Below are 12,472 nucleotides of genomic sequence, written 5' to 3'. Positions count from 1 at the left end.
GCGATGCGGTTTCTCTCCGGACGCGCGGTCGCGCGCGTCCTGCGCAACGCGCTGTGCCTGTCGTCGCTGATCGTCCCGCTCGCCATCGGCTCGGGTCAGTCAGGCGACGCCGTGCGCTATTCCGACAGCGGTCCGGAGCCGATGCTCGAACAGGTGTTCCGCCAGATCGAGCGCAACAAGCTGGGGCTGGCGCTCGAACAGGTCGATGCCCTGCTGCAGATCTGGCCCAACTTCCGGCTTGGCCACCTGATTCGGGGCGACCTGCTGATGGCCCGGTCAAGCGCGCTGACCACGATAGGCAATGCACCGAACGCCCCGGAAGAACGGCTCGCCGACCTGCGCGATGAAGCCGTGGCGCGCATCCGCGCCTACCGCGACAAGCCGCCGACCGATCGCGTGCCGCGCTACCTGCTGCAATTGCAGGCGTCGCAACGTCATGCGGTGGTCGTCGACACTCGCCGCTCGAGACTCTATCTGTACGAGAACGTCGACGGTCAGCCGCGCTTCATTGCCGACTACTACGTGTCGCATGGCCGGCTGGGCATCGAAAAGATGCGCGAAGGCGACAAGAAGACGCCGCTGGGTGTCTATCAAGTCACCGGTTTCCTGCCACCGGAACGGCTGACCGATTTCTATGGGGCCGGCGCGCTGCCGATCAATTACCCGAACGCGTGGGACCGCAAGCAAGGTCGCAAGGGCCACGGCATCTGGCTGCACGGCACACCCTCCGATACGTTCTCGCGCCCGCCGCGTGCGTCCGACGGCTGCGTCGTGCTGGCCAATTCAGATTTCCTCGCGCTGAACAACCACCTTCAGGGCGCATCGGTGCCGGTCATCATCAGCGACTCGGTGGAATGGCTCACGCTGGACGACTGGCGGTCAGAACGCCGCGAATTCAACAAGGCACACGAACAGTGGCGCCGCGATTGGGAAAGCCGTGACGTCGATCGCTTCCTGTCGCATTATTCCGCGCGATTCAGCGCCGGCAAGAAGGATCTTGCGGCGTTTGCGGCCCAGAAGCGCGCCGTGAATGCCGGCAAGAAGTGGATCAAGGTCGGTGTGGACAAATTGAGCACCTTCCGCAACCCCGGCCGCGAAGACTTGGTCGTAGTCACTTTCGAACAGGATTACCGCAGTGACAATCTGTCGAACCGCATGCTCAAGCAGCAGTACTGGCAGCGGGAGGATGGCCGCTGGCGCATCGTGTTCGAAGGCGAAGGCTGAATCCGGCCGCCCTTCACCCGTCTGTCCGGTTGCATGCCCGCGTGAATTCCCTACCCCCCAACCCGGAGTCATCCTCATGAAGAAATTTCTGCTCGCGCTGCTCGCCAGCCTTGTCCCGCTGGCCACCCTCGCCGCCAATCCGCAGGTCGAACTCAAGACCAGTCAGGGTCCGATCCTGATCGAACTCTTCCCGGAAGCCGCACCGGCCACCGTTGCCAACTTCCTGCAGTACGCGAAGTCCGGTTTCTACGACGGCCTGATCTTTCACCGCGTGATCAACGGTTTCATGATCCAGGGTGGCGGTTTTGACGCCCAGATGAATCAGAAAGCGGTTGGCGCGCCGATCCGGAATGAAGCTGAAATGGCCATGAGCAAGGGCGTGCGCAACGCGCCGGGCTATCTGTCGATGGCCCGCACCAACGATCCGCATTCGGCCACCGCCCAGTTCTTCATCAATCTGGTCGACAATCGCCCGCTCGACTATCCGTCGCGCGACGGCTTCGGCTACGCCGCGTTCGGCAAGGTGATCAAGGGCATGGAAGTGGTCAACGGCATCGCGAACGTCCGTACCGGCAACAACGGGCCGCATCAGAACGTACCGTTGACACCGGTCGTCATCCAGTCCGCGCGTGTCGTCGAAGTCCAGCCCTGAACCCCGGCGCGTCGTCGCCACGACTCGCGCCCACCCGCCCCACCCACGGTCGCCCTGCGCGGCCCCGCTTACGGAGATTCACATGGTCAAGCTGCACACCAACCACGGCGTCATCACGCTCGAACTCGACGCTGAAAAGGCACCGCAGACGGTCGCCAACTTCCTCGCCTATGTCGAGGCCGGTCATTACAACAACACCATTTTCCACCGCGTGATCGGCAACTTCATGATCCAGGGCGGCGGCTTCGAACCCGGCATGAAGCAGAAGGACACCCAGGCACCGATCAAGAACGAGTCGGCCAACGGACTTTCGAATACGGTCGGCACTGTCGCCATGGCACGCACGTCGGACCCGCATTCAGCCAGCTCGCAGTTCTTCATCAATGTCGGCAACAACCTCTTCCTTGACAAGGACCAGGCACAGGACGGCTGGGGCTATTGCGTGTTCGGCCGGGTCAGCGAAGGCATGGATGTGGTCGAAAAGATCAAGGCAGTGCGTACCGGTCGTTCCGGCTTCCACCAGGACGTGCCGGTCGAGGATGTGCTGATCGAACGCGCCGAAGTGGCCTGAGCGCGCTGGCGCGACGACGCATGGACCTGTTTGCTTCCGATCTCCACCTGTCGTCCGCCACGCCAGACCTCAACGCGGCCTTCCTGCACCTGCTCGAAGGTCGCGCGCGCGACGCCCGGCGGCTGTTCCTGCTGGGCGACATTTTCGAGGTGTGGGTCGGTGACGAAGACGCCGATATGCCCGAACACCGCCCTATCATCGCCGCATTGCGCGCGCTGAGCGACGCCGGCACCGACATCCATGTACTGCCCGGCAACCGCGACTTCCTGCTCGGCGCCGGATTCACCGCCGCCACCGGCGCCACGCTTCATGGCGACTGGCTGCTGTGCGACATCGCCGGTCGGCAGGCGCTGCTGATGCATGGCGATACGCTATGCACCGACGACCTGCCATATCAGCAGTTCCGCCGCATGGTGCGCCATGCCGATTGGCAAGCCGCCTTTCTCGCCCGCCCGCTCGCCGAGCGCCACGCGATCGCCGCAGACCTGCGCCAGCGCAGCCAGCAGGCCGTCGCCGGCAAGGCCGAACAACTGATGGATGCCAACGGCGAGGCCATCGCCGCCGTGCTGCGCCACCACGCGTGCACGTTGCTGATCCACGGCCACACCCACCGTCCGGCCCATCACGCGCTCGAAGTGGATGCCGTCGCCTGTGACCGCTGGGTCATTGCCGACTGGCGCGACCGCGCCTGCTGGCTCGAAGCTGACGACCACGATCTGCGCGCCTTCACGACGGCCGACAACGGCTGCATCGTGTCAGACCCGCGCCACGCCTGAAGGATGACCCCCATGAGCCTGCCCGACAACAAGGATGAACTTACGCTGCGCCTCGACGCCGATGGCCGCGTCGAATGCCGCCGTGGCACCGACACGGAAGCGCCCGCGATCCGGTTCGACCCTGCATTCTTCGGCCAACCCGAATCCGCCGACGCCCAGCGCGCGCTCGGCCGTTTCGTGTTTTCGCTGCTGCAGGGCATGGCCGCGGCGGCGAACGCCGGAACAACGCCCACCGTCGACGCGCCGGCCGCGCTGTACGACGACTTCGTCACCCTGCAGAACCGGGCGATGAAGGAATACTCCGCCAGCCTGCTCGAAATGGCCGAGAAGTCCCTGCAGCAATCCGCCGCCGCCGGTTTCGGCCAGGCCATCGAGGCGATGAAGGACTGGCCGTCGGTCCGGACCGTCGCCGACATGCTGATCGCCCGCGGGCCGGAACAGCTGCGCTGAGCGGCGCCGATCTCCCGGAGCGCTGATCGGCAGACGGCCTGCACGCTGACACCGCAGCAATACTTGCTTGCAACTGGCAACAACCGCTCGGCCGTGCATCGACTAGTGTTCAGTCGTCGCGACTGCTCCCGGGCAGTCAGGCCCTCTCCTTCCACAAGCCCGCCCCGTGCGGGCTTTTTTTTGCCGGTCTGCAGCGCAGGACCCGGATGTCGAGCACGGATCCCGACCGCTGCACAAAGCCCTGAAAAGAAAAAGCCAACTCGCGAAAGTTGGCTTTGACGACCGTATTCATGGTGCCGCTTGTCGGAATCGAACTGACGACCTACCGCTTACAAGGCGGTTGCTCTACCAACTGAGCTAAAGCGGCGCGCGGCGGATTATATCTGGTGTGCGCCGGGCATGGCGCGCCCATCGGTGACTCATGGCATCCGGCATGGATTAAACTCGAATCATCATGAACATGTCTCCGCATGTCAGCGCGGTGCAACCGTTTGCCGCGGAAGGAGACCCCCGCCCGATGCCCGATACCGTCACGCCCGTGCCCGTTCCGGGCCCTTCCGCAAATCGCCTGACCGGGACCGATGCCGCGCATTCGACGGCTCGTCCGCTGAATGTGCTGCTGATCGAGGATTCCGAGGACGACGCACTGCTGCTGCTGCATCGCTTCCGGGCGGCCGGCTATCAGGTGTGGTCGCAACGGGTGGAAGACGAGCGGTCGCTGCGCGAGGCGCTGTCGTCGCGCACCTGGGATCTGGTGCTGTCGGATCACAACATGCCGCGCTTTTCGGCGATGGCGGCGCTGTCCATCCTGCAGAAGCTGGAGCTCGACCTGCCCTTCATCATCGTTTCGGGCGTCATTGAGGAAGATATTGCAGTGTCGGCGATGCGGGCTGGCGCGCATGACTATCTCAGCAAGGGCAAGCTCGACCGGCTGATTCCGGCGGTCGAGCGCGAAATGCGCGAGGCGCGCAACCGGGCCGAGCGGCACAGCGCGCTGGATGCCGTACGCGATAGCGAGGCGCGCTTTCGCGCACTGGCGGCCAACATTCCCGGCATGGTGTTCCAGCTGCTGCGACACGACGACGGTGGCTGGCGCTTCCTGTTCGTCAGCGAAGGCTGCCTCGCGCTGCTCGGTTTCAAGGCCAGTGAGCTGGTGGCTGCGCCGCGTCGTTTTCTCGACATGATCCTGCCGGACGACATGCCGGAGCTCGACCGCGCGATGCATCTGTCGGCACATACCCATGCGACGGTGAATTGGGACGGCCGCATCCGCCTGCCCGATGAGGACATCAAGTGGGTGAACCTGCGCTCGTCGCCGCGCGTGCTCGCGTCCGGCGTGCTGATCTGGGAAGGCATCGTTTCCAACATCACGCAGAGCAAGCTGACCGAACGCGAGCTGCGCCAGTCGCGCGGCCAGCTGGCCGAGCTGTCATCGCACCTGCAGATCGCCAAGGAAGAGGAACGCGAACGCATTGCGCGCGACATCCACGATGAGCTGGGCGGCCTGCTGGTGGCGCTGAAATTCGAAGTGTCGCTGCTGGCGAACAAGACCGCGCCCAATCCGGACGCGATCAAGGCGCGCTCGGTCAGCATGGGCAAATTGGTGGATGACGCGATCACCACGGTCGGGCGCATCGCACGCGAACTGCGACCGGGCATCCTGAAGGAATTCGGCCTGGCGCCTGCGGTCGAGAGCCATGCGGAAGACTTTGCCGCCCGTACCGGCCTGAAGTGCGAGTTGCTGTGCATTGATCACGACATCGACCCGGACGAGGAAACCGCCATCGCGCTGTTCCGTGTGTTCCAGGAAGCACTTACCAATGTATCCAAGCACGCCGGCGCGCACACTGTGGAAGTGCGTCTGACCCAGGAAGACGACGACATCGTGCTCGAAGTGGGCGACGATGGCCGCGGCCTCGCGCCGGAAGACCTGAACAAGCCCAAATCATTCGGCCTGCGCGGCATCCGCGAGCGCGTGGTGCACCTGAACGGACGTTTTGAAGCGAGCAGCCGGGAACATGGCGGTACCCGCCTGCTGCTGAGGGTGCCGGCCTGCCGCCGCACCGTACTGGAGTTCTCCCGATGAGCAGCATCCGTATACTTATTGCAGACGATCACGCCATCGTGCGCTCCGGGCTGCGCCAGATCCTGTCCGACAGTCCTGACCTGCTGGTCACCGGCGAGGCGCAGAACGGTGTCGAAGCGATGCACAAACTCCGCGACGGCAGCTTCGACCTCGTGCTGATGGATGTTTCGATGCCTGACCGCAACGGTATCGACACACTGAAGCTGGTGCGCAAGGAATTTCCGCGCCTGCCGGTTCTGGTACTGTCGATGCACCCGGAGGACCAGTACGCGATCCGCGCGCTGAAAGCCGGCGCCTCCGGCTATCTGACCAAGCAGAGCGCACCCGAACAGCTGGTCACCGCGATCCGTCAGGTCGCCAGCGGCAAGAAGTACGTTTCACCCACGCTGGCGATGGAACTGGCCAATGCGATCACAGACGACGACGAGCGGCCGCCGCATGAGAAATTGTCCGACCGCGAGTACCAGACGCTGGTGATGATTTCCTCCGGCAAGACGCTGACGCAGATCGGCGAGGAACTGAGCCTCAGCGTCAAGACGGTCAGCGTCTATCGTGCACGCCTGCTGGAAAAGATGCGCATGAAGAACAACGCAGAGCTGACCCACTACGGCCTCAAGCACGGGCTCACCGACTGAGGTCGGCTGTCCGCCTGCCTCTCGCTGTGGAGTGTGGAATAACTTGCGGTTCCGCCCTAAAGCCCGTCGTCCGCGTGCCGTTGTATGCATTCGTTACGGACTGTGAATTGCCACTGAAATGTCTGACGCCATGCAGCCGCTCGAAATCGCCCGTGAAGCCTTGCGACGTCTCGCCATGCGTCAGCTTCAGCCCACACCGGAGAATTACCGGTCGCTCTATCACGAAATTGCCGGCACCAAGGCCGACGACCTGTTCCCGGAACGCGCGCTGAAGCTGGTCTGCAGCACCCTGCCCCGCCTCAATCAATCGCAGATCGAATTCGTCGAACGGCTCGAAAGCGCTGTCGTCAGCCGCAGCTGGTCGGCGATCAGCGGATCGCTGGTCGGCCTGCTGCGCGCCCAGGCGGCGCCTCAGCGCAAATGGACGGCGCTGCTCAAGGACCTGTTCAAGCAATTCGAACGCAATCACGACTCGATCACCTACGCACAGAAGCAGGTGGCCATCCAGCAGGTGCTCGATTCGTCCAGCGGCGAACTCGACGCCCTCTACGCGCGCCTGAGCAAGCTTGCCGACAACTGGGAATCGTGCGAGAGCAGTGAGGCATCCGCTGCCGAGCATCATGGCCATGGCGCCCACAATATCGTTTCTGCGCTGGACAACAGTGATGCCGCGCTGCGCGACCTGTTCGCCAGCACGCTCGAAAGTGTGGTGGGCAGCCTGCTGATTTCGGCGCCCGAAGTGCGCGATGAAGCCCTTATGCTGGGCCAGGCGTTGCGCGACGTGCGCGACATGAGCGGCGTCGATGATCTGGCGTCCAAGTTGCGCAACCTTGTCTATCGCCTGAATTGGGTGGTCGACGATCAGGCCGAAATCCGCGCCGGTCTGTTGTCGCTGCTTGACCTGCTGCTGAAGAATATCGGCGAACTCGTGCTGGACGACCGCTGGATGCGCGGTCAGATCGATTCGCTGCGTGCGTTGTGCGATCACCCGCTGACCGCGCGCGAACTGGATGAAGTGGAGCGCAGGCTGCGCGAAGTGATCGAGCGTCAGGGCTCGCTGCGCGGCAACATCGACGACGCGAAGCACCAGATCAAGCTGATGCTGGCGGGTTTCGTCGAGCAGCTCGGCAGCTTCACCGAAGCCACATCGGGCTTCGGTGAAAAGATGGAAGGCTATGCGGAAACGATCGCTGCCGCCGACGACATCGGTTCGCTGCAGGACGTCATCGCCGAAGTGATCGCCGCCACGCATTCCATGCGTGCCACGACCGAAAAGTCGCGTGCCGAGGTCGACAACATGCGTGACCGCGTGCGTGCCGCAGAAAACGAAATCCAGCGCCTGCAGATCGAACTGGAACAGACCAGCGAAAAGATGCGCCACGACCCGCTGACCGGCGCACTCAACCGCAAGGGGCTGGAAGAGTCGTACGCCAAGGAAGTGTCGCGCGCCGCACGGCGCGGTTCGATGTTGTGCCTTGCCGTTCTGGACATCGACAACTTCAAGCGTCTCAACGATACCTACGGTCACAACACAGGCGACGAGGCGCTGCTGCACCTGGTGGGCACGGTACGCGACTGCCTGCGTCCGCACGACACGCTGTCGCGCTACGGCGGCGAGGAATTCGTCATATTGTTGCCGGAAACCTCGGTCGAGGATTCGGTCATCGTGCTGCAGCGCCTGCAGCGCGAACTTACGAAACGCTATTTCCTGGCCAACAACGACAAGCTGTTGATTACCTTCAGCGCCGGCGTCACCGTAGTCGGCCAGGAAGAACCGCAGACGTCGGCCATTGAGCGCGCCGACGTGGCCATGTATCAGGCCAAGGCAACCGGCAAGAATCGCGTGGTCATCGCACCCGAACAGCCGATCGCCGCGTGAGCCGGGCCGGCAGTCGCCTCGCCCGTCGTCCATTCCACGTTGCCGACAACATTCAATCGTGATCTGCGCCGGGCTGCCGGTGCTGGCGGCCCTTCCTGATCGGGAGGCATGCGCGCCCGGCGCGAAGCCATGTGCCAAGCGCAATCGGTTCCAGGGTGATCATGCGGTGCGCAGTTTGCACACGCCCCCGGTCAGCGATCGCCAGACGTCGCAGCAATCAGCGCCTTCCATATTGATGAGGTGTTTGATCGACGTCGGGTTGTTGGGCATCGCCTGCGGCTCACCCCAACCTACGAGTGCTTTTCATGCGGACGTGGGGTTTGATCAACGCTGGGTTGTTGGGCATCGCCTGCGGCTCACCCCAACCTACGCACTGCCGACCGCACCGCCGCCATGGGAAGCACTCGTAGGTTGGGGTGAGCCGCAGGCGATGCCCAACGTAAACCCTGCCCGTTACGCACCACGGCGGCCACTGAGCGGCCCGTCAGCAGCCACTCACAGCCCGCTCCGCTGACATTCCGTAACAGTCCTGAGCAGGTCCGGCACGATGACCGCAGCACCAATCGGGCCGACCTTGCAGGCAAAAGAGATTGCAGCGGCAACCTCACGTGAGCATGAACGCCCGTACATGCCGCAAGGGCAAGCCATTTCATATCGGCAGCCGCCTGGAAGCCAAGACGACAAAGGCTTTCATTAAGGTGCCCCGCTAAAGTTTGCAGCGGCAACTCCGTTACTTGAAACATCGGCGACATCAACAGCGGGCCATGCAGCCCGGAGCGCCGTAACTACACACTACTTCGTGACAGGAGAAATAAAATGCCGCAAACCATCAACACCAACGTGCCGTCGCTTACCGCGCAGCGCAACCTGAACTCTTCGCAGAGCTCGCTCGCCACTTCGCTGCAGCGCCTGTCATCGGGCCTGCGCATCAACAGCGCCAAGGACGACGCCGCCGGCCTCGCCATCTCGGAACGCATGACCTCCCAGGTGCGCGGTCTGAACCAGGCTGTGCGCAACGCCAATGACGCGATTTCGCTGACGCAAACGGCCGAAGGCGCGATGGGCTCGATCACCGAAGGTCTGCAGCGCATGCGTGAATTGTCGGTTCAGGCCGCCAATGATTCGAACAGCGCCAGCGACCGTCAGGCCCTGCAGCAGGAAGTCTCGCAGTTGCAGCAGGAAATCAACCGCGTCGCTTCGACGACCCAGTTCAACGGCAAGAACCTGCTCGATGGCTCGTTCTCCGGCCAGTATTTCCAGGTCGGCGCAAACGCCAACCAGTCGATCGGCATCAGCCTCAGCAACACCAAGGCCACCAATATCGGTGCCAATACCGTCAGCGCCAACGGCACGCTGAACAATGCAGCCGCCCTCGCAGCCGGTGCCGGCGCCCGTGTCGCCAACACCGTCGTCGCGGCCGAAGATCTGACCGTGACCGGTTCGCTCGGCACCGCAGCGGTTGCCGTGAATCTCGCCGATACGGCCAAGGCTGTCGCTGCGTCCGTCAATGCGCAGAGCGCCACCACCGGCGTGAGCGCAACGGCGGCGACCGAAGCCACGCTGAGCGGCCTGACCGCCACCGGCACCTACACCTTCACGCTGTTCGGCGAAAACACGACCGGTGTCGCCGTGTCGGCCACCATCGGCAATACCTCCGATCTGAGTTCGCTCTCGACCGCAATCAACAACTACGCGGCCACCACCGGCATTACCGCCACGGTCAGCGGCGGTTCGGTCACGTTGAAGTCGGAAAACGGCGCAGACATCTCGCTCACCGACTTTGCCGGTGCCGGCAATATCAGCCTGCAGGGCCGCAACGCATTCACCAGCGCAACGGCCGGTGCTGCGGTTGTCCTGACAGGTGCCACTGCCACCACGGACTCCTCGACGGTCGGCGGTACGCTGAAGTTCTCGTCGTCGGACGCCTTCTCGGTCACCAGCGCTTCGGCCGGCGGCCTCTTCACTGCCACCACGGCAAACGCGAGCTCGCTGTCGGCGGTCGCTTCGATCAACGTGGGTACGCAAAGCGGTGCAAATTCCGCCATCGACGTCATCGACGCCGCGCTGCAGTCGATCAACACGCAACGCGCTTCGCTGGGTGCCATCCAGAATCGCGTGCAGAACACGATCAGCAACCTGCAGACCACATCGGAAAATGTCAGCGCAGCCCGCAGCCGCATCCAGGATGCCGACTTCGCGATGGAAACCGCCAATCTGACCCGCTCGCAGATCCTTCAGCAAGCGGGTACGGCGATGCTGGCGCAAGCCAACTCGCTGCCGCAGAACGTGCTCAGCCTGCTCCGCGGCTAAGCAGCGGCAATTGAAAGAAACGGGGCACGGTTCGCCGTGCCCCGCTAACTGCAAGGGGAAATCGTCATGGCGATCCAGCCAGTCCCAAGTACCTCGCCACCGCTCACTCCGGCCCTCACGCAGAGCACCGGAGTGAATGTCGTGGTGTCCGCCAGTGTTCGTGAACAACCCGCGCAGAACACCTCGCTCACAAGCGAACAGATCGAACAGACGGTGAATGAAATCCGTCGCCAGATTCAACCGGTGGACCAGAATTTGCTTTTCACGATTGACAAGGAAACAGGGAAGACAATCGTGAGACTCATCGATTCAAGCACCAAGGAAATCCTGCGGCAGATCCCGTCTGAGGAACTGATCGCGATTGCGCGCGCGCTCGGCAAGGGCCAGAGCGGTCTGATCGAGCGCAAGGCCTGAGGGGCCCGGCATCATGGCGATCTCTTCCGCAGGAATCGGCTCCGGGCTTGACGTTTCAGGCCTCGTATCGCAGTTGATGACACTCGAGCAGCGCCCCCTGACGCTGCTCGCGCAGAAGGAAGCCGGCGTACAGGCAAAGATTTCCGCCTACGGTTCCATCAAGGGTGCGCTGTCGTCCATCCAGTCTGCCGCCACCGCGCTGTCGAATGCGGCAACTTTTACCGCACGCAAAGCAGCAATCGGCAACGCCGACGTGGCAACAGTTGCCGGCACGCAAACGGCAGTCGCCGGCAATTACACACTTGAGGTGAACACGCTCGCCGAATCGCAGGTGGTGGCGTCCGGCCAGTTCGCCGGCACCACGGCCAGCGTCGGCAGCGGCACGCTGACCATACAGCTGGGCAAATACAACGCCGGCGCATTCACCGCCAACCCGGACAAGGCCGCCGTCAACATCACCATCGGCACCGATGCGATGACGCTGGCCGACGTGCGCGACGCCATCAACGACGCCGACGCGGGCGTCACCGCCTCGCTCGTCAATGACGGCACCGGCCAACGCCTGGTGCTGCGCTCGGTCGATGGCGGAACCGAGAACACGGTGAAGATCACCGCCACCGACGACGACGGCAACAACACCGATGACGCAGGGCTGTCGCGCCTGATCTACGACGCATCGACCGGCGGCACGTCGCGCCTGTCGCAGATGATTCCTGCGTCCGATGCCACGCTGACGGTCAATGGCATCGCCATCACATCGAGTACGAACACGCTGACCGATGCGATCGAGGGCGTGACGCTGAGCCTGAAGAAGACCAACGTCGGCGCCCCGACCGTGGTGTCGGTCACCAATGACACGAGCGTCGCCCGCAGCGGCGTCGAGCGTCTCGTCAAGGCCTACAACGATGCACTCGGCGTCATCAAGACGCAGACCAGCTACAACACGGAGACCAACCAGGCCGCCACGCTGAATGGCGAGAGCACGATGCTGGGATTGCGCAACCGCCTGAGTGCCCTCGTCGGCACCTCGATCGCCCCCGGCCTGAATCTGTCGTCCATCGGCGTATCGGTAGAGAAGGACGGCAAGCTGGCAATCGACTCGACCAAACTCACGACTGCGCTCGACAACGGCAACGTCGAGAAACTTTTCCGCGGCTTCGACGACGTCAAGGGCATGGGGAGCCGCCTGACCAGCCTGATGGACGACATGATCGATGCCGGCGGCCTTATTTCCAGCCGCACCGAAGGGTTGACCGCAGCCGCCAAGGCGTACCAGAAACGCGCCGAAGCGATGTCCGACCGCCTGCTGACGATCGAAGCGCGCTACCGCAAGCAATTCAGCGCCCTCGACACACTGATCAGCAACATGACCGCCACCAGCAACTATCTGACGCAACAACTGGCCAATCTGCCGACGATCTCGTCGAGCTGATGCAGTCAGCTCGACCGGAAAAAAGGGACTTTCATGTTTGCAT

General features: G+C 63.3%; 12 protein-coding genes and 1 tRNA gene. 11 read left to right on the top strand and 2 right to left on the bottom strand.

The genetic code is table 11. The annotated features are described in order from the left end of the window. Positions 1-3 precede the first annotated feature (3 nt). The 5 genes from NMQ14_RS07010 to NMQ14_RS06990 all read left to right on the top strand — a co-directional run bounded on the left by NMQ14_RS07010 (position 4) and on the right by NMQ14_RS06990 (position 3,673). Complete coding sequence (locus NMQ14_RS07010) at positions 4-1,224, top strand: murein L,D-transpeptidase family protein (protein WP_257094702.1); 1,221 nt, start codon at positions 4-6, stop codon at positions 1,222-1,224. A gap of 76 nt (positions 1,225-1,300) precedes the next feature. Next, positions 1,301-1,876, top strand: a complete 576-nt coding sequence (locus tag NMQ14_RS07005) for a peptidylprolyl isomerase (RefSeq protein WP_257094699.1) — start codon at positions 1,301-1,303, stop codon at positions 1,874-1,876. 82 nt (positions 1,877-1,958) lie between these two features. Beyond that, on the top strand, positions 1,959-2,447 hold the full coding sequence (locus NMQ14_RS07000; RefSeq protein WP_257094697.1) for a peptidylprolyl isomerase: 489 nt from the start codon (positions 1,959-1,961) through the stop codon (positions 2,445-2,447). Between the two features lie 20 nt (positions 2,448-2,467). Further along, complete coding sequence (locus NMQ14_RS06995; protein ID WP_257094695.1) at positions 2,468-3,223, top strand: UDP-2,3-diacylglucosamine diphosphatase; 756 nt, start codon at positions 2,468-2,470, stop codon at positions 3,221-3,223. 12 nt (positions 3,224-3,235) lie between these two features. Next, positions 3,236-3,673 (top strand): hypothetical protein, encoded by a 438-nt coding sequence (locus NMQ14_RS06990; RefSeq protein WP_257094692.1) that lies wholly within the window; start codon positions 3,236-3,238, stop codon positions 3,671-3,673. A gap of 136 nt (positions 3,674-3,809) precedes the next feature. Here NMQ14_RS06990 and NMQ14_RS06985 read toward each other — a convergent pair whose 3' ends face one another. Together NMQ14_RS06985 and NMQ14_RS06980 are read right to left on the bottom strand one after the other, a co-directional pair. Next, positions 3,810-3,965, bottom strand: a complete 156-nt coding sequence (locus NMQ14_RS06985) for a hypothetical protein (RefSeq protein ID WP_257094691.1) — start codon at positions 3,963-3,965, stop codon at positions 3,810-3,812. Then, positions 3,965-4,040: transfer RNA gene (locus NMQ14_RS06980), tRNA-Thr, on the bottom strand. Before NMQ14_RS06980 ends, NMQ14_RS06985 begins: the two co-directional genes overlap by 1 nt. Before the next feature lie 150 nt (positions 4,041-4,190). On the opposite strand from NMQ14_RS06980, the gene NMQ14_RS06975 reads away from it, so the two are divergent. From NMQ14_RS06975 to fliD, 6 genes are all read left to right on the top strand, one after another. Further along, positions 4,191-5,759 (top strand): ATP-binding protein, encoded by a 1,569-nt coding sequence (locus NMQ14_RS06975; RefSeq protein ID WP_257094690.1) that lies wholly within the window; start codon positions 4,191-4,193, stop codon positions 5,757-5,759. After that, a complete protein-coding gene (locus tag NMQ14_RS06970) occupies positions 5,756-6,394 on the top strand; it encodes a response regulator transcription factor (protein ID WP_257094689.1) in 639 nt (212 codons plus the stop codon). Before NMQ14_RS06975 ends, NMQ14_RS06970 begins: the two co-directional genes overlap by 4 nt. Positions 6,395-6,512: 118 nt before the next feature. Further along, on the top strand, positions 6,513-8,273 hold the full coding sequence (locus NMQ14_RS06965) for a diguanylate cyclase (protein WP_257094687.1): 1,761 nt from the start codon (positions 6,513-6,515) through the stop codon (positions 8,271-8,273). Between the two features lie 816 nt (positions 8,274-9,089). Beyond that, positions 9,090-10,583: a flagellin gene (locus NMQ14_RS19705; RefSeq protein WP_306441128.1), complete on the top strand. Its 1,494-nt coding sequence runs from the start codon at positions 9,090-9,092 to the stop codon at positions 10,581-10,583. Between the two features lie 66 nt (positions 10,584-10,649). After that, positions 10,650-10,997, top strand: a complete 348-nt coding sequence (locus tag NMQ14_RS06950) for a flagellar protein FlaG (RefSeq protein WP_257080767.1) — start codon at positions 10,650-10,652, stop codon at positions 10,995-10,997. Between the two features lie 13 nt (positions 10,998-11,010). Beyond that, complete coding sequence (gene fliD / locus NMQ14_RS06945) at positions 11,011-12,429, top strand: flagellar filament capping protein FliD (RefSeq protein ID WP_257094685.1); 1,419 nt, start codon at positions 11,011-11,013, stop codon at positions 12,427-12,429. Positions 12,430-12,472: the final 43 nt, after the last annotated feature.

This window comes from Methyloversatilis sp. XJ19-13 (assembly GCF_024580155.1).
Lineage (GTDB): Bacteria > Pseudomonadota > Gammaproteobacteria > Burkholderiales > Rhodocyclaceae > Methyloversatilis.
The sequence above is the reverse complement of the archived record's forward strand: the minus strand, read 5'-3'. Positions and strand labels throughout refer to the sequence as shown.